Below are 18,829 nucleotides of genomic sequence, written 5' to 3' on the forward strand. Positions count from 1 at the left end.
TACACTAATCTGTTTTTCCATTTGATTTTTATTTTTTATATTTTTATGGGCTTGTATTTTTTGTTTAATTTTTTTCTATTATGATAGAGCATTTATAGATCTAATACAATTCTTAATTGTTAATTTGACTGAAAAAATTCCTTTGGTTGATGATACTCCGTCTGAATTGAGATGTACTGTATGTTTGTTACCGATGCAATATCAAAAGAAAATTAACAATGTCTTTCTTTGGCAATGTTTTAAATGTGGCAAAAAATATTTTGTTTCAAACTCTGTTGTTGAGTATAGTATATCTGAAACTTGGAGTTCTGCTAAATGAAAATTGCTATTTGTAGAATTATCATGTAAATGAAAAACCATATGATATTTTTTATTTGAAATTAATCTGTCAAATGGGATGAATGGTTTTACTCTGATGATATCGTGCCTAGTTCCTGTATTTTATCATAATTTTACATTTAACTATGCGATTTGATATTTTTAGATGATATTGCTAATTCATTATGATGTTTGATTAGCGCATTCAAATGAACAAAACTCATCTTTAAAACTTTGAAATTCTTTCCCACAATGTACACATTCTTTTGCCATTCTCATACTATCTATTATCGGTTTAAGCATATAAGATCGATCAATTTTACGTTTATAGTGACAGTGTTATCGAATATTTTTATCGCTTGACACTCATGATTGTTTAAATCAGGCAAAAACGTAGATTATGCATGGGTACTCAAATGACTGCAGCCAGAAGGGGTATTGCTACAGACGAAATGAAAACTGTGGCAAAAGATGAGGATGTCACATTAGAATGGCTTATCCCTAAAATTGCAAATGGTTCTATTATAATTCCTAGTAATAATGTCAGACCTCAAAAAATTCACAATGTTGGAATTGGAAAAGGTCTAAAAACTAAAGTGAATGTAAACATTGGAACTTCTACATTGAATGTCAACCTTGAAGAAGAGATTGAAAAAGCCAAGGTTGCTGTAAAATATCATGCAGACACATTGATGGATTTAAGCGATGGCGGTGATGTCAAAAAAATACGACGGACATTATTAGAAGTTACACCTATCACATTTGGAACAGTACCAATCTATGAGGCATACAACTATGGTATTGAAGTTCATAAAAATCCTTTAAATTTAACTGAAGATGATTTTTTAAACGCATTTGAAAATAACGCAAAAGATGGTGTTGATTATACTACTATCCACTGTGGAATCACAAAAGATATTGCAAAAAAAATTCTAAAAGTCAAAAGATATGGTGGTGTGGTGAGCAAAGGTGGAACAATCACTGCTGCTTGGATGTTGCGACATGATAAAGAAAATCCGTATCTGACTCATTATGATTACCTCATTGAAATTGCTAAAAAATACGATGTTACATTTAGCTTAGGTGATGCATTACGACCTGGCTCTATTCTTGATTCTCATGATGAACTTCAGGTTCAAGAGATGATACACATGTCTCAACTAACAAAACGTGCTCATGAACAAGATGTTCAAGTGATGGTTGAAGGACCAGGACATGTTCCATTAAATGAAGTTGCTACCAATGTCCGGTTAGCCAAATCTTTGATAGGTGACGTTCCTTACTATGTATTAGGTCCTTTGGTAACGGATGTTGCTTCAGGGCATGATCATATTGCAAGTGCTATTGGTGCTGCAGTTTCTGCAAGTGAAGGTGTTGATCTATTGTGTTATCTTACTCCTTCTGAACATCTTGCATTGCCTAATGCTGACGAAGTAAAGGCCGGTCTAATTGCATATAGAATTGCAGCACATGCAGCTGATTTGGTGAAACTTCGAGATAAGGCAATAAAATGGGATATGGCAATGACTGAAGCTCGTCGAACATTGGATTGGGAAAAACAAATTGCGTTATCTATTGATCCTGAAGAGGCAGCTAAGATTCATGGTAGAACTGGACAACGTCCAGGAAACAATGTTCCTTGTACAATGTGTGGTGGAGCATGTGTCTATGTTATGCTACCTCAACAAAGAAAATATGATAAAGAAAAATTACAACAGATTTAGTAATACTTTTTCAAGACTGGGAACTGAATTATACTTTTTTAATTCATCCATTGTTATCCACAAATATTCTGAATTTTCCCAATTTAGTTTTATTTCTGGATTTTTTGCTTCAAATAAAAATGGAAATATTTCCCACTCATGATTTTCATATTGCGGTGAATTTACTCTAAGTTTTTTTGCAGATTTTATTAATTTTATTTTGTCTTCTGCAATCCCAGTTTCTTCAAAAATCTCTATTTTTGCTCGTGTTAAAGGAGTTTCATTTTTTTCAATGATACCGCTAATTCCTGCCCACAATCCTTTCATAGTTTTTACTTTATCGCTTCTTTTTAGAATGAGTATTTTTTGCTCATCTTTAATAAAAGATGTAACAATTTTGGTTACACGCATTTTTCTTATTTTTCAACTGCGTGTACCATTTTTGTCAATTTTTTATAAGAATCCTCCAAGTTTGTATTTGCAGAGAGTTTCTCTTGACAATTTTTAATGTAATCTATTACTTCTTCCGTCTTTGATTCTTGCACTGCTGTCAGTAGTCTGCCTATATCTTTCCAAAGTTCTTCTGCAACTCTTCTAATTTCAGGATTTGCGATAATCGTTTCAATTAATTCTGGAGATTCTGTCATTATACTTTCAGCAAGTATTTTTTGAACTCTGAATGTAGTTCCTGACATTTTTTCAGTTAATGACATCTTTTCATCTTTTGAAATGATATTTGCAAATACAAGATTCATCAAATGTGTTAATCCTAAAATAACTGCAATTTTTTTATCATGCTCAACTGCATCAATTGTTACAAAATTTGCACCATCAAAAAGTTCTTTTACAACTGTCAATTCTTTTTTTGCATCTTTTATTGGAACTGAAATTATGTTTTGTCCTTTGATTGATTTTGCTCCAGGACCAAACATGGGATGAATGCATATGGGATTAATTTTTGCAGGCATTTTTGATAATGACGCTACTACTTTGGATTTTTCTGATGATATTTCAATTAGATATGTTCCTCTTTTCATCTCTTTTGCAATTAATCTGATTATTTCTGGTGTTCTTCTTGTTGGAGTGCACAACACAACATAATCTGCTTTTAAAATACCTCCTACCAGAGAATCTGATTGGATTATTCCTTTTCCTTGTATTTTGTTTTCACTATCATAACCAGTAACTTCAAAGTCATTTGCTAGAAAATATTTTGCAAACCATTGCCCCATTTGACCTCCAACTCCAATTATTGTAATTTTCTTCTTCATTGCTTATCTCTCAACATATTACCAAGTATATTCATTCCCTCCATTAGTATTTTTTCGTCTTGACATGCCGATAATCTAATGAAATTCTTGAATTCTCCAAAACCCTCTCCAGGTGCAACAGCTAATCCTTTTTCTAAAAGATTGTTTGCAAATTGTACTCCGCTAAAACCCTCTTGATTGATGCGAGCAAATAGATACATTGCTCCATCTGGAGCAACAAAGTCTAAATTCATCTCTTTTGCCTTTTCAACCAATACATTTAGTCTGGTTTGTACTGTATTAGTATTATCTGATATGTCTGCTTCCAAGGCTCTCATGGCAATATATTGAATAGGTTCAGACACATTTGTAAGGCAAAGAGCCTCTAGTTTTGATAATTTTTCTATAATTTCTGGTCTTGAAATAGCATATCCTATCCTAAATCCTGTCATTGCATGTGATTTTGAAAATGATTGAGTAATGATACTTTTATCGTAATTATAACAAAGTATGCTTTTCCATTTTTTGTATGCATATTGAGAGTAAATTTCATCACTTAAAATGTATAAATTATTTTTAATTGCTAACCTTACAATTTCATCTTGTAGTTTTTCGGGAAGAATTTTTCCCGTTGGATTGTTTGGATAATTTAGTATGATCATTTTTGTGTTATTGTTGATAACTTTTTGAATTTGTTCAATTGTTGGTTCCCACTTTCCTTCCAAAGTAGTGGTTATTGTTCTTACTTTAATTCCAGAATTTAATGCACACTCTTTATATGCTGGCCATGATGGTTCAATTACAATTAATTCGTCTCCTGGATTTAATAAAGTGCTAATTGCGGTATAAATTGAAAAGCGAGCACCTGGACTAACCATTATGTTATCTTGTGAAACATCAACTCCGAATTTCTCAGATGAATATTTAGCGAGTGCTTCTCTAAATGAAGGCAATCCTTTTGCATTTCCATATTTTAAAAATCCTTTGTCAAAAACTTCTTCCAGAGCTTTTTTAACAATTTGAGGAGGGGAAAAATCTGGTTCACCTACTTCCATATGGATGATTTTTTTCCCGTCACGTTCCATTGCTTTAGCTTTATGAAAAATTGATAGATGTGTTTGTTTATTATCTGACTGTACCTTAATTGATTCATTAAGTAAAAAGTTTAAAAATTTTGTTGCAATTGATTCATCAAATTTTAATTCGTTACATAATGTGATTATTTTTGAGCGAAGATTATCTTCACGAGTTTCATCTGTTACTCCTTTTCCTATGTTTTTTTTAATTTCTCCAATTTCTTTAGAAATATCTGTTCGCATTTTTAGCATCTTGATCATTTCTATGGTGATCTCGTCGATTCTATTTCGAAGTTGGTTGATATCTGACATATCTTTACAATACAGGCTTGATTGCTCCAGATAAAAGAGCATGATCTGCCAAAGTTAGAGCAACTAACGAATCTACTACTGGTGGGGCTCTAGGAACTACACATGGATCGTGCCTTCCTTTTACTTGCAGTATGGTGTCTTTTTTGGTTTTAATGTCCACAGTACTTTGTTTTTGTGCTATTGATGATGCAGGTTTGAATGCAATTCTAATTGTTATTGGCATACCATTTGATATCCCGCCTAAAATTCCTCCTGAATTGTTTGTTTTTGTAATTATTTTCCCTTTTTTTATTGTGTACAAGTCATTATTTTCTGAACCTGATAATTCTGAGCCTTTAAACCCTGAACCAAATTCTACTCCTTTAACGGATGGGATTGAAAATATTGCTTTACTTAAATCTGATTCTAATGACCCGAAGATAGGTTCTCCAATTCCAACTGGTACATTTGTTGTGATTGATTCTATTATCCCTCCAAGAGAATCTCCTTTTTTTCTTGCATCTAATATTGATTCTCTCATTTTTTTTGCAGTTTTTTCTTCAGGACATCTTACTTCGTTTTTATAAATTGAGTTAATCATTTTTTCATTAAATTTATTTTCCATTTTTATTTTTCCAATCTGTGCTGTAAATGAATTTGTTTCAACACCTAGTGTGACTTTTAATAATTTTCTTGCAATTGCTCCTCCCATTACATGAGTTGCAGTTAATCTTCCAGAAAATCTACCTCCTCCTCTATAATCATTAAAATGATTATATTTTACCATGGCTGGATAATCTGAATGCCCAGGTCTGAGTTTTGTTTTCAAATTTTCATAGTCTTTTGATTTCTGATCACTATTCCAAACTATCATTGTAATCGGTGCACCTGTAGTATGTCCTCTAAAAATTCCAGAAATAATTTCTACAATATCTCCTTCTTTTCGCTGTGTAGAAATCAATGACTGCCCAGGTTTTCTAAGATCTAACATTTGTTGAATTTCTTTTTCATCAATTTCTAATCCTGCAGGGCATCCGTCTAAAACAGCTCCTATGGATTTTCCATGACTTTCACCAAAACTGGTTAAAACAAGACGCTGACCAATTGAACTTCCAGGCAACATATTGTGATAGTAAATTGATGCTTATAATTCCTCATTATGAAAAAACACAAAAAATTTTCTCAAATTTGACGAATTTTGTATCAATTTACATGTGTTTAATAATTACATATTTTCTTTAAAATAATTATAATTATTACAATTAATATTTAAATATCAAAATAACGTACAATATATGTGCAAAAACGTGTAAAATCTAACAAATGATTTGCGCGGCTCTGCGAAAAATGCATGTTATCTTCGTAAAAACGAAGTGGGTGAGGAGAATGCTTTTCACTCTATACAGGGTCGCGCCTTTTACCTCTTTTTGATAATTTTTTAAAATTTTACTCTAGTGTGATTTTTGCCCCTAATTTGTTCATCTCACTGACAAAATTAGGATATGATACTGATACTGATTCATAATCTGTTACGATACAATTACTAACATACATTCCAGCAATACAAAATGCCATGAATAATCTATGATCATTTTCGGAATTTAATAACGCCCCTCTTAATTCATTTGACGACTCTAAAATTAAACCGTCTTCTTTCTCTTGTACTTTAATTCCTATTTTAACTAGTTCTCTAGATAGTATGGAGATTCTATCTGTTTCTTTTAATCTTGCATGTTTTACATTTATAATTTCAATTGGATTTGTTGTTTTTACTGCTAGAATTGCTAATGGGGGAAGCAAGTCTGGTGAATTGTTTAAATCGAATCTTCCCCCGCTAAGTTTATCTGGTGTTTTAATTGTGATATGTTCTTCTGCTATGGTTACTTTTACTCCCATTTGTTCTAAAATATCGATAAACACTTCATCTCCTTGAGGTAGGTTTCCAATTTTACCATGGATTACAACATTTTCTCCATTTAATACTGCAGCTGAAAGTAGTAATGCTAAACTTGAAAAATCAATTGGTACAGTAAATGCAGATGATTTGTATAATTGGGGTGAAATATTGTATTTTTTATATGGAATTAATGTTTGTACTGTAACCCCAAAGTTTCTCATTGTTGCAATGGTTGCATCAAGATATGGTTTTGAAACTAAATTCCCATCGATGTTTAAGTTAATTCCTTTTTCAGTTAACGGTGCACAAATTAGTAGTGCTGATACAAATTGACTCGAAAAATTTCCAGGAATTGAAATATCTCCACCTAAAATTCTTCCCGTAATTTTGATTGGTGGCATTCCATTTGTTGAAGTACATTTTGCTCCTATACTTTTTAATGCATCAAGTAGTGGTTGCATTGGTCTTTTTTGAAGACTAGTATCTCCTGTCAATGTAATTTCATTAGCGAATAATCCTGCAATTCCCGATGCAATCCTTATGGTCGTTCCTGAGTTTTTAGCATCGATTTCAGGTACATTTATGTCAAATTTTATTGGTTTTCTGACAATTATTGACGAATCTAACTCTTCAATTTCCGCTCCAAATTTCTTACATGTGTCTATTGTTGCAACTGTATCGTCTGAAAACAACACATTGTCAATTTTGCTATCGTTGCCTGCAAGTGCTGCAAGAAAGATTGCTCTGTGTGAATAACTTTTATTTGCAGGACATGTGATGTGGCCTGTTATTTTTGATTTTTCTACTTTACAATTCATGTACTTCGGCCTTTTTGTTATTGATTTTGGATACTATTACATTTCCTTCTAATACTGAAAATACTTTTTTTATGTTTGATTCATTTTCCTTTTTTGTCACAGCTGCAATTGCAGGACCGTTCCCTGAAACTGATGCTCCTAGCGCTCCTTTCTCCAATAAATTAATAATTATTTTCGGATCTGAATTTAATATTGCAGCTGTTGCTAATCCATTGATGTTCATTGCATTCCAATACTCTGCTTTTTTTGCTAACTCCCATGCGCCATTAAATACATCTGAAAGAATTTTTAGATTTTTTAAATTTCCTCGTTTTCTATTTTTAGGAATAAATATCACTGCAATTAAATTTACAGGTGCTTTTTCTGAATGAATTCTATTTTTTTTAAGATTGTCAGTTACATTGAATCCTCCATAATAACATGAACATGCATCATCATATGCTCCAGTTATGCTTACTTTAGATTCTAATGATGCATCAACTCCTGCAAGTAAAATTTGTTTATCTGTTAATTTTGGTTTGAATATTTTTGCACATGCAAGAGCGATTGCTGATGAAATTGCACTTGAACTTTTTAATCCATATCCTGTAGGTATTTCTGAATTTAGTGTAACGTCAATCCTGTTTTCTTCAATCTCTTTTTTTGAAAGTATTTTTTCTATAGTTTTATTTATTAATCTTGAACTTAGGCTCTTGTTTTCTGACTGAATGAAAATTCCTTTGCCTGGACTGGTCTCAATTATTGCATCTACTTTCAATTCAATGCCTAATGTTGCGCCCTTGTGGGTAGCAATTGCATTTACAAGTGATACTGCACCGTGTACTGTAGCCATAGCTTTTGCCATTATACTCCTCCTAACAATGCTTTTTTCATGGCATTATAAGGTGCTTCTACACCATGCCATATTTGAAACGCTCTAGATGCTTGACCTAATAGCATTTCATAGCCATAAATTACAATGGCACCTTTTTCTTTTGCTTTTTTTATAAAATCTGTATTTATTGGAGAATATACTATATCATACACAATTGTTTTTGAGTTAATTCCATCAAGTGAAATAATACTTGGTTCGTTTTTCAATCCTACTGATGTAGCATTTACGATCACATCATAATTTTTTGTCGTCTCTCCTATCTCGTCTATTCTAATTGGATTTGCTTTTAATCCAATTTTATTTGCAAACTCTGAGATCTTATTTGCATTTTCTAAAGTTCTGTTTGCTATGGTGATACTTTTTGCATGTTCTTTTGCAAATCCTACTACAATAGCTCTTGCAGCACCACCTGCTCCTAATAGTAAAACTTTCAAATTTCTTATGTTCAAATTTCTTTTTTTAAATGGTTCTAAAAATCCGTCCATATCTGTATTGTATCCTTTTAAAATTCCATTATCGTTTGTAACTGTATTCACTGCACCTATAATGCTACAAGATTCGTCTAATTTATCCAGGTATTTCATCATTTCAACTTTATGTGGAATTGTAACATTAAATCCAGATATCTTAATTTTTTTAAGTGATTCTATTCCTTCTTCTAATTCGTCTTTTGCTATTTTGTATGCGATATATGAGCAATCCAAATTCAATTCTCTAAATGCTGCACTATGAATATTTGGTGATAATGAATGATCAATAGGATCTCCAATAACTGCAAATGTTTTTGACATCTTATTTTCTAGATTACTATGATTGATTTAAACTCTCGACATGTATGAAATATCTTTTTTATTATTTTTTATAAACTCTAAAATTATATTCTTTATTTGGCTAGGCTCTTAATATTTAATTCATCTTTAGGTTGATGATTTTTTTCACCTCATTAACACTGAATTGTCCAGGTGCTATTGGCTTTCCAAGTGATACGTAGGTGTATGGGCTTCCTAGGTATAGGCACAAAATTCTTGATAATCTTCCATTATCTCCCATCGCAAACGCTATCAGACTGTTTTTCTTATTTTGGCCATAGAGTTGAAGAGTTATAGTTGAATCTTTAACTGATTTGGCTGTAGTGACAATTTTTACATTATTTGAAAATTTACCCATTTGGTTCATTTTGTTTTTTAACTCAGAAAATTTTGGAGTTTTTTTAAAGTCATGCCATGAAATAAGTAGTCTGGTCTTTGTTGATTTGAGATATTTTACCAATTCTTTATTTTTTTTAATTGTATTAAATTCAACATCTAGTAAAAATGGATTATACTCTGAAATTAATTTTAATATTGCAACTCTTTCTTTTTCACTTCCTTCAAATTTTCCTCCTTCTGATTTTGGTCTAAGTGTGCATACTACTTTTTTTAAATCATCTTTGATATTTTCTAATGTCTGTGGTATATCATCTGTTTTTAAAAAATCAAATCTTACTTCTGCATAGTCTGATTTTTTTAGTGCTTGTTTTAGATTGTTTTTGATCTTATTTGAAGAATTTTCTGCAATTGATACACACGTTTTGTATTTCATTTTTATTTTTCTAAAATATATTCATCTGATACTTCCATTCCAAAATGTCTACCTGTTGCAGATTTTGCATGAACCATTACTGAATCTCCTTTCTTGAGATGAGTCACTGATACAAGTTGACCGTTTGGTTTTACAAAGCGAATTGTTTCAGCGTCTTGTGCAATTATCCCTCCAATTTCTCCTCCTACAGATGCTTTAATCATCAACATTGGGCGTCTTTCTATTTTTGACCTTCCCACAGTAGCTCTTCTTGCTTTACCTTTAGAATTTATTATTAATACTTCAGAACCTGTTTCTACTTCTGAAAGGTAGTTTGTAGTTCCATCAGGAGATAATGTATAGCAATGAACTGCTCCAGCGTTTACTCTAAATGGTCTTGGTGATGTAAATGATGAACCTACTGATTCATTATGAACTAAAAATAGAAAATTTGATCTACTTCCAATAAGCATTCCTTCTCCCTTGTGTAACATTGATGCTGTATCGACACAAACTCTCTCACCGTCTCCTACTTCTTTAATCTCGATAATTTTTGCAGATTTCAAATCAAAGCTTCTAGTTCCTAAATACACCATAGCTTCTCTTACTTCACTAATTGAACCTGTATTGAAAATAACTCCGTCTACTCCAACTTCAAGTATTGAAAACATCTTTCTTACTTCCTCTGGTGTATTTGCCATAGCAAAAATTTTTGTATTAATTTTGTGAAGTTTTGCAATTATGTTTTCAAGTGGAATAATTTTCCAATCTTTTACTTCAACTATTACAAAATCCAGTCCTTTTTTTGCAACTGTTAAAATATTTTCAATGTCCTTGTTGGATAAAACCTCAAATTTCCTACCTATTTTTTTCCCCTTTGGTTTTGCCGAACCTTCTTTTTCAATTACTATATAATTTGCAGCAGATGATGGATACACCGTATCTAGTTTTGTCTTTTTAGAATTTAGTTTTTTTGGATCAAGATATACTGTCTTGATTCCTTCTTCTTCTAACTGTGGAAGAAATTTTGTTAATTGCGCTTGAGATACTTTGGGCGAAATTATTAATTCTCTAGTTTTGCTCAAGTTTTTTCATTGCTTCCTTTGCGGATTCTTTTCTGAAAATTATTGATGCTAATGCTTCTACTATCTTTTCTGGATTTTTATGTGCAAAAATATTTCTACCATATGTTACACCTTTAGCTCCAGCAGTCATTGCATCTTCTGTCATCTGTAAAATATCTAAATCTGTTTTAGTTTTTGGTCCTCCTGCAATAACAATAGGAACTGGAGTACTCTTTACAATTTTTGCAAATGAATCTACATCACCTGTGTATAATGTTTTAACAATATCTGCTCCGCACTCTGCTCCTATTCTTGCAACATGTCCTACAATTTCTGGGTCATGTGGATCTTTGATATTTTCGCCTCTTGGGTACATCATTGCTAATAATGGCATATCCCATTTGTGACACTGGTCAGCAGTCATTCCAAGCTGTTCTAACATCTCAGGTTCTTCTTTACCGCCGATGTTGATGTGAAGTGATACTCCATCTGCTCCTAGTCTTACAGCTTCTTCTACAGTCCCCGTTAGCATTTTACGATTAGGAGACATTGACAAAGAAGTACTGCTTGAAAAATGAACTAGTACGCCAATCTTTGTTGGTTTTGGTAATGTTTTGAGAATTCCTTTGTTAATTATGATGCTTGTAAGTCCATGTGTTTCACATCTGTAAATCATCGATGCCGGGTCTGCTAATCCTTCAATAGGACCATTTGAAATTCCATGATCCATTGGAATGCATAACATTTTTCCTTTTCTAAGAATTCGATTTAGTCGAATCTCGTGACCCGATACCATGGCTGAATCTGTTTTTAGTGCCCTACTTAAAAATAACGTGAATCTTTAACTCAAAATTATCTTATTTATGCATGAATATGTCTGATGTGTTGTTTTTTATCATCCTCTCAAGGAATAAATAGAAATCATAGATGTTGTTGAACAAGTTAATTGAGTCAAACTACTGAACAAATTAATCGAAGTGACATTGGAGATATTCTTGAAAATTCTCTAAATGGTCATAGACCAGGTCCTGAAGATTGTCTTAGATTATTAGAGTCTGATGATGTGCATCTAATGGGTCTAGTTTCTGGTCATTTGACAAGAAAGCAATTTGGAAAGAAGGTCTCTTTTGTAAATAATATTATTTTGAATTATACTAATGTCTGTATTACTGATTGTAAATTCTGTGCATTTTATCGCTCTCCTGGTTCTGATGATGCTTACACTTTATCTCTGGATCAAATTGAATCTCGGGTCAAGACTGCATGGGACATGTTTAAGATTAGACAAGTCTTGATTCAAGGTGGACACAATCCAAATCTGAAAATTGAATACTACGAAAATGCCTTTAAAATGATTAGACAAAAATTTCCAGAAGTCGGTGTACATGGACTTTCTGCATCTGAAATTGATATGATATCTAGAATTGAAAAATCATCCACAAAAGAAGTTTTATCTAGATTAAAAGAATCTGGATTACAATCAATTCCTGGTGCAGGAGCTGAAATTCTTGTAGACTCTGTTAAAGATGTGATTAGTCCAAAAAAAATATCCAGTACAGATTGGATTAGGATAATGGACGAAGCTCACTCTCTTGATATTCCCGCATCAGCAACTATGATGTATGGCCATGTAGAAAATAACGATGATATTGTAGATCACTTTTTTAAAATTGTAAAATTACAAGAAAAGACTAGTGGATTTATGGCATTTATTCCTTGGAATTTTGAGCCAAATAATACTTTGATGCAAGAAGAAAAATTAGTGGAGTATGGAACCGGTGGTACCCAATTGCTAAAAATGATAGCGATATCTAGACTTGTTTTTAATGGATTAATCCCACACATTCAGTCTTCATGGCTTACAAATGGAGTTGGAATGGCTCAACTCGCTCTTCAATATGGTGCAAATGATTTTGGTGGTACATTAATTGGTGAAGAGGTTGTTTCTTGTACCGGCTCACGTTCTACTGAACTAACTGGAAAATTGATTGTAGATGCAATTCATCAAATTGGTTATCAGGCAGAAGAGAGAGATAATTTCTACAATTCTATTGCTTTACTATAATCCATAACTAGACCATTTAGAATCTACTAGGTTTTTTGTTTCGTTATCTACCTTGACTAACTGTTGAATTTCTCTTTGGTACCCTTCTTCTCTAATTTTTTGAGTGGCATCAATTCCTAACTTTGAACCCAAATTTACCATTGGGGATGCAGGATCAAGCGTATCTGTAGGTGTGTTGTTGATAATTGTTGTATCGCGTGCAGCATCAGCTCTTGTGGTAATTGCCCAAATTACATCATTGATATCATGAACATTGATGTCTTCATCTACTACAACGAACATCTTTGTTAGTGCTAACTGTCCCATTCCCCATAACCCCATCATTACTTTCTTTGCTTGTCCTGGATATCTTTTCTTAATTGATATTATCGCAAAACCTTGGAACCATCCAGATGCTGGCATACTGAAATCAACAACTTCTGGATGAAACATTCGTATTAATGGCAAAAATGACTGCTCGATAACTTTGCCAATATATGCGTCTTCAAGGATAGGTTTGCCTACTACTGTTGTGACATAAATGGGATTTTTCCTTCTCATAATTCCAGTTAGTGTGAAAGTTGGGTATGGTTCAATCGGAGTGTAATATCCTGTATGATCTCCGAATGGTCCTTCGTCTCTGATGTCATGTGGGTCAACATATCCCTCCAAAACAATTTCTGCATTTGCAGGAACTTCCAAATCAATGGTTTTACATTTTACAGTTTTGATTCCTTTTTTTCTTGTAATTCCCGCAAACAAATACTTGTCAAGTCCTTCTGGAACTGGGGCAATTGATGAAAACACAGTTGCAGGTTCACATCCAATAATTACAGCTGCAGATATTTTCTCTCCGCGCTCTTTTGAAATCTCTCCGTGCTGTGCACCGCGTTTATGTTTTTGCCAGTGCATCATTGCATGCGTGCTATCTATAATTTGCATTCTATATACTCCAAGATTTCTAACTCCCGTTTCTGGATGTTTTGTTGCAACTAATCCTAATGTAATAAAACGTCCTGCGTCATTTGGCCATGATTTTAAAATTGGTAATTTATCAAAAGATGCATCATTTGAAGTAATCTCAGTTACTGGTCCACTGCTTTCTAGTTTAGGAAAAGATTCTGCCATTTTTGAAAGTTCAGGAAGTTTTTTTATCTTGTTTAGAAATCCCGACGGCATATCCATCTTTGTCATGTCTACAATTCTTTGTCCTATCTCTGTAAAGTCTGTCATCTCTAGTCCAATTTCCAATCTTTTCATTGAACCAAACGCATTGCCCAATACTGGCATGTCGTAATTTTTTACATTTTCAAAAAGTACAGCTGGACCATTTGAATACATCTCTCTTCTCAAAATTTCTGCAATTTCTAAATTTGAATCCACTTCTGTTTTTACTCTTTTTAATTCCCCCTTTTTTTCTAACTCTGTTACAAATTCATGGATGTCCTCAATTGCCATAATTTTACTAAAATTGAATCCAGTATAAGCTTAACTAGATTTACGCATGCTTGATATTTTAAAAATAATTCTAACGCATGGCATTTAATTCCTACCACTGGGAAATTATCTCATTGGTTGATGACAAATGTGTAGTTTGTAAAGGAACTGGTACTATTGAGTTATTGGGTTCTCAATGTCCATTTTGTAATGGAACCGGTGAATCAAACAAATTAGCCAAATCTTATCTTGACTCACATATCTGTCAATGCGTTTTTCTTGATAGAAAACGATGTCCATTATGTGGAAAGAGATGTCATCATGATACACCAAACAAACCAAAAATTTTACTTAGTTCTGAATAGAAATTTTACATTGGTGGAAGTTCGTTTTTTCTATCATGTCCACCAGAACCAAATTTACAATAGAAACATAATTCTGATTCCATGTATTTTAACTGCTCTACTTGAATTGCTCCCAATTTTAATGCAATTTTTGTTAAAATTCTATATTTTAATGGCATAGCTGGAATTACTTCTTGAGTATACACTCTATAATGATCAGGACAGAATTTTAGAGTTATTTTTGATGGTTCCTTGCCTTTCTGATTTACCTGCCTTGTAAAATTGATCTGTTCTCTAATGTATTCATGTTTTGGACAAGGACAATTTTTTCCTCCAGGGTGTTTGTATGCAGGAGTATTTTTCCAATCAAATCCCGGATACTCTTTTTCAAAATCATCCATAGTTACAGTTGGGTGTATTATGCATATAAAACTTGATCAAATTTTACTTTGATACTTGACCCAAATGTAAATAAACCCCGAAAATTCATCCAAACTAAATGTCGGCTGCTAAAAAGCAAACAAAACAAGATCTTGAAAACAAGATTGCCGAATTAGAAGCTAAATTAGATAAATTGGCAACACAGCTTGAAGCCAAACCAGCACCAAAACCTGCTGAGGTAAAACCTGCTGAGGTTGCAAAACCAGCACCAAAACCAGCTGAGGTTGCAAAGCCTGCTGAGGTTACAAAACCAAAAAGCGTATTGCCAAAAGGTTCTGAGCCAAAACCAGCAGATGTGCCAAAACCATCTGAGACAAAAGCATCACCGCCAGCTACTGTACAAGCAGCTTTAGAGAATGCTTATCAAAATGCCAAAATGACAGATTTCCATTGGTATAGGGCACATGTAACAGGTTATTCTCCAGCTCCAAACAGATACTTTGTAAGAAGAACTGCTCCTGTAGGTAAAGTTCCATCAGGAAATTGGAATGATCAAAAAGCTAAAGTTCCTGGATATACACAACCATCAAACCAATACTTTGCAACAAGACCTAGACTTGCATATCATCCAGCAGATAAAATGTTTGGAGGTTTCAGTGGTGTAACAATGACAGTTGATGGAGTAGTTGCACAAGCTCAAACACAGCAAGCACCTCCAAAACCAAGTAAAGGCACATTGCCAAAAGGATTCTAATTCAATCATTCTTTTATTTTCTATTTTTGATAAAATCCATATCCTCCTGACCGCATATGTTGTTTTAATTGATGTTTAATTTCAAAATTCATTTGTTTTTATTTTATAGTTCATTTTATATTTATGAAATTTTTACATATTATGATTTATTTTTTCCAATTAATTTTAACTAAATATTCAGTCTGATCAAAATGTAAATAAACAATGTAATATTTACTGAAAGGAATGGCAACTAAAAAGCAAACAAAACAAGATCTTGAAAACAAGATTGCCGAATTAGAAGCTAAATTAGATAAATTGGCAACACAGCTTGAAGCCAAACCAGCACCAAAACCTGCTGAGGTAAAACCTGCTGAGGTTGCAAAACCAGCACCAAAACCAGCTGAGGTTGCAAAGCCTGCTGAGGTTACAAAACCAAAAGGCGTATTGCCAAAAGGTTCTGAGCCAAAACCAGCAGATGTGCCAAAACCATCTGAGACAAAAGCATCACCGCCAGCTACTGTACAAGCAGCTTTAGAGAATGCTTATCAAAATGCCAAAATGACAGATTTCCATTGGTATAGGGCACATGTAACAGGTTATTCTCCAGCTCCAAACAGATACTTTGTAAGAAGAACTGCTCCTGTAGGTAAAGTTCCATCAGGAAATTGGAATGATCAAAAAGCTAAAGTTCCTGGATATACACAACCATCAAACCAATACTTTGCAACAAGACCTAGACTTGCATATCATCCAGCAGATAAAATGTTTGGAGGTTTCAGTGGTGTAACAATGACAGTTGATGGAGTAGTTGCACAAGCTCAAACACAGCAAGCACCTCCAAAACCAGCTGAGGCTGCAAAGCCAAAAGGTACACTGCCTAAAGGAGTAGAACAATCTCAAACTTCATCTACATCTGAAAGTTCTGGAAAGTCAAGAAAAGAACAATTAGAAGAATATGAAAAAGAGTATCTTCAAAGAATGGAACAACAAAGAATTGAAGATGAGAAAAGATACCAAGAAGCTGTTGCTGAAGAAGTAAAAACTAGAACAAATACAACACATGGTGCTTTACCAAAAGGATTTGAAGCAAAACCATCTCCTGAACCACCAAAAACTTCTAGAGGCACATTGCCAAAAGGATTCTAATTTTTATTCTCTTTTTATTTTTAATTTAATTTTAAAAAATCATCTAATACTTCCTTTGAATGTCCGGCTGGTTTTACCTTGGGATATACCTTGAAAATTTTTCCTTTCTCATCAACTAAAAATGTACTTCTTGCTACTCCCATGTACTCTCTTCCCATAAATTGCTTTTTACCCCATACTCCAAATTGTTTTGAAATTGTTTTATCGACATCTGCAAGAAGCGGATATTTTATTCCCATCTTATCGCAAAATTTCTTGTGTGAATTAACATCATCTGGGCTAATTCCTATGATTTCGATTCCTGCTTTTTGAAATTTTTTATAATCTTTGGAAAACTCATCAGCCTCTGTTGTGCATCCTGGCGTAAAGTCTTTAGGATAAAAATAGATTACATGCTTTTTGCCCTTAAAGTCACTTGATTTGACACTGTTTCCATTTGCATCTTTTACTTCAAATTTTGGAACTAATTCTCCTTCTTCTAACATATTATGTTTGAAGATATTTTGACCATTAATTACTTTTTGACTTTGATAATTATCCCACTTCGAATGTTTTATATGGAAATTAGAATGGCTTTAGCTTAATGGTTAACCCAAGAGCATATCTTGCAGAAGCAATTGCAACATATGGTTTAGTATTTTTTGGTCCGCTTTCTGTAATTATTGCAGTAGCCTCTTTTGGAGAAACTCTGACAACCCAATCTGTATTGTTTATTTCACTTGGCCATGGTGGTGCAATCGCTCTTATGGTTTATGCATTTGGACATGTATCTGGCGCTCACATCAATCCAGCAGTTACAATTCCTATGATGATTACTAAAAAAATTGGAATTAAAGATGGTATTGGATATATTATCTCCCAAATAATTGGTGCAGTTGCAGCAGCTGCAACTCTTAAAGCAATTTTGCCAGAACTTGGTGCAAAAGTTAACTTTGGTACGCAAGGCGGTCCAAGCGAACTTATCAATAACAGTATTAGTTCTGGATTTGCAATAGAAGCAATTTTGACTTTCTTCTTAGTACTGGTAATTTTCATGACAGCCGTTCATAAAAAAGCATCACCTGGATGGCATGGATTTTCAATTGGTGGAATGGTATTTTTGATTCACCTCGTTGCAGTTCCATTAACTGGTGCGTCTGTAAATCCTGCAAGAACATTTGGTCCTGCATTGATTTCCGGAGCTTGGGAGTTTCAATGGTTGTATTGGGCAGCACCAATTCTAGGTGGCATAATTGCAGGTTTGATCATGAATTATATCTATGTCAACAAGGCCGAAAAAGAAGCATAATTTTTTTCAAATACCAAACGTTTTTAAAAATTTGATAGCACGATTCTGTTGGACTCGTTGCATAGCTTGGATAGTGCGAACGCTTGCGGAGCGTTAGGTCGTCGGTTCGAATCCGACCGAGCCCGCTTTACTTGAATTTTTAGATTCTAATTTGAAATGAAATTTTTAGAATGTTTTTGTCTTTCTTAAAAAAATAGTTACTGATATCATATAACATGCAGTAGATATAATTTCTGATACTAGTGATGCAATAAATGGCTCTATATTCATTTCAAGAAAATAATACAAAGAAGGCCATCGTATTGCAAGATAAATAATTTCACCCACTCCGAATGATGAAATCATACTTAGAATCTCTTTTTTAATTAAACTTGAACTCATTTGCTTGTATCTGACTCTATTATCCCAATAAAACAAAATTGAGAAAATTCCAAAATATGCTATGTATCCTGTTATTATTGTAATTGTAGTTGTGAGGTGATTCTCATGTCCTGTTAATGATTGAGCAACAACTGCTGAAAGTGAGGCTGAAATGATAAAACAAATTATAAAATTCTTATTAATTTGCAGTAATTGCTGGTTGACCTTCATGTTCTGTTTTT

General features: G+C 33.3%; 20 protein-coding genes and 1 tRNA gene. 7 read left to right on the top strand and 14 right to left on the bottom strand.

Going from position 1 to position 18,829, the window contains the following annotated elements:
• Window positions 1-722: 722 nt before the first annotated feature.
• Window positions 723-2,042, top strand: a complete 1,320-nt coding sequence (gene thiC, locus MY1_RS02540; RefSeq protein WP_007550012.1) for a phosphomethylpyrimidine synthase ThiC — start codon at window positions 723-725, stop codon at window positions 2,040-2,042.
• Here the strand turns inward: thiC and MY1_RS02545 are convergent.
• The 10 genes from MY1_RS02545 to MY1_RS02590 all read right to left on the bottom strand — a co-directional run bounded on the left by MY1_RS02545 (window position 2,028) and on the right by MY1_RS02590 (window position 11,647).
• Entirely contained in the window at window positions 2,028-2,432 is a 405-nt protein-coding gene (locus MY1_RS02545) for an NUDIX domain-containing protein (protein WP_007550013.1), read from the bottom strand. The genes thiC and MY1_RS02545 overlap by 15 nt on opposite strands.
• 5 nt (window positions 2,433-2,437) lie before the next feature.
• On the bottom strand, window positions 2,438-3,292 hold the full coding sequence (locus MY1_RS02550; protein WP_007550014.1) for a prephenate dehydrogenase: 855 nt from the start codon (window positions 3,290-3,292) through the stop codon (window positions 2,438-2,440).
• Complete coding sequence (locus MY1_RS02555) at window positions 3,289-4,659, bottom strand: aminotransferase class I/II-fold pyridoxal phosphate-dependent enzyme (protein ID WP_007550015.1); 1,371 nt, start codon at window positions 4,657-4,659, stop codon at window positions 3,289-3,291. The genes MY1_RS02550 and MY1_RS02555 overlap by 4 nt, the downstream gene beginning before the upstream one ends.
• A 4-nt stretch (window positions 4,660-4,663) precedes the next feature.
• The gene (gene aroC / locus MY1_RS02560) at window positions 4,664-5,761 is read right to left on the bottom strand and encodes a chorismate synthase (RefSeq protein ID WP_007550016.1); all 1,098 of its coding nucleotides are present in this window, start codon (window positions 5,759-5,761) and stop codon (window positions 4,664-4,666) included.
• Window positions 5,762-6,084: 323 nt separating this feature from the next.
• Entirely contained in the window at window positions 6,085-7,353 is a 1,269-nt protein-coding gene (aroA, locus tag MY1_RS02565; RefSeq protein WP_007550017.1) for a 3-phosphoshikimate 1-carboxyvinyltransferase, read from the bottom strand.
• On the bottom strand, window positions 7,343-8,197 hold the full coding sequence (locus tag MY1_RS02570; protein WP_007550018.1) for a shikimate kinase: 855 nt from the start codon (window positions 8,195-8,197) through the stop codon (window positions 7,343-7,345). The genes aroA and MY1_RS02570 overlap by 11 nt, the downstream gene beginning before the upstream one ends.
• Window positions 8,197-9,018: a shikimate dehydrogenase gene (gene aroE, locus MY1_RS02575; protein ID WP_007550020.1), complete on the bottom strand. Its 822-nt coding sequence runs from the start codon at window positions 9,016-9,018 to the stop codon at window positions 8,197-8,199. The genes MY1_RS02570 and aroE overlap by 1 nt, the downstream gene beginning before the upstream one ends.
• Before the next feature lie 115 nt (window positions 9,019-9,133).
• Complete coding sequence (gene aroD, locus MY1_RS02580) at window positions 9,134-9,808, bottom strand: type I 3-dehydroquinate dehydratase (RefSeq protein ID WP_007550022.1); 675 nt, start codon at window positions 9,806-9,808, stop codon at window positions 9,134-9,136.
• A gap of 2 nt (window positions 9,809-9,810) precedes the next feature.
• Complete coding sequence (locus tag MY1_RS02585) at window positions 9,811-10,872, bottom strand: 3-dehydroquinate synthase II domain-containing protein (RefSeq protein ID WP_007550023.1); 1,062 nt, start codon at window positions 10,870-10,872, stop codon at window positions 9,811-9,813.
• On the bottom strand, window positions 10,859-11,647 hold the full coding sequence (locus tag MY1_RS02590) for a 2-amino-3,7-dideoxy-D-threo-hept-6-ulosonate synthase (protein WP_007550026.1): 789 nt from the start codon (window positions 11,645-11,647) through the stop codon (window positions 10,859-10,861). Before MY1_RS02590 ends, MY1_RS02585 begins: the two co-directional genes overlap by 14 nt.
• Before the next feature lie 150 nt (window positions 11,648-11,797).
• On the opposite strand from MY1_RS02590, the gene MY1_RS02595 reads away from it, so the two are divergent.
• Window positions 11,798-12,916, top strand: coding sequence for a CofH family radical SAM protein (locus MY1_RS02595; RefSeq protein WP_007550027.1), 1,119 nt, complete (start codon window positions 11,798-11,800; stop codon window positions 12,914-12,916).
• Here the strand turns inward: MY1_RS02595 and MY1_RS02600 are convergent.
• On the bottom strand, window positions 12,911-14,353 hold the full coding sequence (locus MY1_RS02600; RefSeq protein ID WP_007550028.1) for a menaquinone biosynthesis decarboxylase: 1,443 nt from the start codon (window positions 14,351-14,353) through the stop codon (window positions 12,911-12,913). The genes MY1_RS02595 and MY1_RS02600 overlap by 6 nt on opposite strands.
• A gap of 113 nt (window positions 14,354-14,466) precedes the next feature.
• On the opposite strand from MY1_RS02600, the gene MY1_RS02605 reads away from it, so the two are divergent.
• Entirely contained in the window at window positions 14,467-14,697 is a 231-nt protein-coding gene (locus MY1_RS02605) for a hypothetical protein (protein ID WP_007550029.1), read from the top strand.
• Between the two features lie 5 nt (window positions 14,698-14,702).
• Here MY1_RS02605 and MY1_RS02610 read toward each other — a convergent pair whose 3' ends face one another.
• On the bottom strand, window positions 14,703-15,077 hold the full coding sequence (locus MY1_RS02610; protein ID WP_007550030.1) for a hypothetical protein: 375 nt from the start codon (window positions 15,075-15,077) through the stop codon (window positions 14,703-14,705).
• A gap of 98 nt (window positions 15,078-15,175) precedes the next feature.
• On the opposite strand from MY1_RS02610, the gene MY1_RS02615 reads away from it, so the two are divergent.
• Both MY1_RS02615 and MY1_RS02620 read left to right on the top strand, forming a co-directional pair.
• Window positions 15,176-15,811 carry a hypothetical protein gene (locus tag MY1_RS02615; protein ID WP_007550031.1) on the top strand — a complete coding sequence of 212 codons (636 nt, stop codon included), beginning with the start codon at window positions 15,176-15,178 and terminating at the stop codon, window positions 15,809-15,811.
• A 225-nt stretch (window positions 15,812-16,036) separates the two neighbouring features.
• The gene (locus MY1_RS02620) at window positions 16,037-16,939 is read left to right on the top strand and encodes a hypothetical protein (protein ID WP_007550032.1); all 903 of its coding nucleotides are present in this window, start codon (window positions 16,037-16,039) and stop codon (window positions 16,937-16,939) included.
• A gap of 20 nt (window positions 16,940-16,959) precedes the next feature.
• On the opposite strand, the gene bcp is transcribed toward MY1_RS02620, so the two are convergent.
• Window positions 16,960-17,424 carry a thioredoxin-dependent thiol peroxidase gene (gene bcp, locus MY1_RS02625; RefSeq protein WP_007550033.1) on the bottom strand — a complete coding sequence of 155 codons (465 nt, stop codon included), beginning with the start codon at window positions 17,422-17,424 and terminating at the stop codon, window positions 16,960-16,962.
• A 98-nt stretch (window positions 17,425-17,522) separates the two neighbouring features.
• Between bcp and MY1_RS02630 the strand changes: the two genes are divergently transcribed.
• Both MY1_RS02630 and MY1_RS02635 read left to right on the top strand, forming a co-directional pair.
• Window positions 17,523-18,227, top strand: a complete 705-nt coding sequence (locus MY1_RS02630) for an MIP/aquaporin family protein (RefSeq protein ID WP_007550034.1) — start codon at window positions 17,523-17,525, stop codon at window positions 18,225-18,227.
• A gap of 50 nt (window positions 18,228-18,277) precedes the next feature.
• Window positions 18,278-18,352: transfer RNA gene (locus tag MY1_RS02635), tRNA-Arg, on the top strand.
• 40 nt (window positions 18,353-18,392) lie between these two features.
• Here MY1_RS02635 and MY1_RS02640 read toward each other — a convergent pair.
• Window positions 18,393-18,818, bottom strand: a complete 426-nt coding sequence (locus MY1_RS02640; protein WP_007550035.1) for a hypothetical protein — start codon at window positions 18,816-18,818, stop codon at window positions 18,393-18,395.
• Window positions 18,819-18,829: the final 11 nt, after the last annotated feature.

Origin of the sequence: Nitrosarchaeum koreense MY1, assembly GCF_000220175.1 — an archaeon.
Classification (GTDB): domain Archaea; phylum Thermoproteota; class Nitrososphaeria; order Nitrososphaerales; family Nitrosopumilaceae; genus Nitrosarchaeum; species Nitrosarchaeum koreense.

Coding starts and splice junctions, on each gene's coding strand:
- thiC (WP_007550012.1), top strand. CDS start 723: ATGGGTACTCAAATGACTGCAGCCAGAAGGGGTATTGCTACAGACGAA.
- MY1_RS02545 (WP_007550013.1), bottom strand. CDS start 2,432: ATGCGTGTAACCAAAATTGTTACATCTTTTATTAAAGATGAGCAAAAA.
- MY1_RS02550 (WP_007550014.1), bottom strand. CDS start 3,292: ATGAAGAAGAAAATTACAATAATTGGAGTTGGAGGTCAAATGGGGCAA.
- MY1_RS02555 (WP_007550015.1), bottom strand. CDS start 4,659: ATGTCAGATATCAACCAACTTCGAAATAGAATCGACGAGATCACCATA.
- aroC (WP_007550016.1), bottom strand. CDS start 5,761: ATGTTGCCTGGAAGTTCAATTGGTCAGCGTCTTGTTTTAACCAGTTTT.
- aroA (WP_007550017.1), bottom strand. CDS start 7,353: ATGAATTGTAAAGTAGAAAAATCAAAAATAACAGGCCACATCACATGT.
- MY1_RS02570 (WP_007550018.1), bottom strand. CDS start 8,197: ATGGCAAAAGCTATGGCTACAGTACACGGTGCAGTATCACTTGTAAAT.
- aroE (WP_007550020.1), bottom strand. CDS start 9,018: ATGTCAAAAACATTTGCAGTTATTGGAGATCCTATTGATCATTCATTA.
- aroD (WP_007550022.1), bottom strand. CDS start 9,808: ATGAAATACAAAACGTGTGTATCAATTGCAGAAAATTCTTCAAATAAG.
- MY1_RS02590 (WP_007550026.1), bottom strand. CDS start 11,647: ATGGTATCGGGTCACGAGATTCGACTAAATCGAATTCTTAGAAAAGGA.
- MY1_RS02600 (WP_007550028.1), bottom strand. CDS start 14,353: ATGGCAATTGAGGACATCCATGAATTTGTAACAGAGTTAGAAAAAAAG.
- MY1_RS02610 (WP_007550030.1), bottom strand. CDS start 15,077: ATGGATGATTTTGAAAAAGAGTATCCGGGATTTGATTGGAAAAATACT.
- MY1_RS02615 (WP_007550031.1), top strand. CDS start 15,176: ATGTCGGCTGCTAAAAAGCAAACAAAACAAGATCTTGAAAACAAGATT.
- MY1_RS02620 (WP_007550032.1), top strand. CDS start 16,037: ATGGCAACTAAAAAGCAAACAAAACAAGATCTTGAAAACAAGATTGCC.
- bcp (WP_007550033.1), bottom strand. CDS start 17,424: ATGTTAGAAGAAGGAGAATTAGTTCCAAAATTTGAAGTAAAAGATGCA.
- MY1_RS02630 (WP_007550034.1), top strand. CDS start 17,523: ATGGTTAACCCAAGAGCATATCTTGCAGAAGCAATTGCAACATATGGT.
- MY1_RS02640 (WP_007550035.1), bottom strand. CDS start 18,818: ATGAAGGTCAACCAGCAATTACTGCAAATTAATAAGAATTTTATAATT.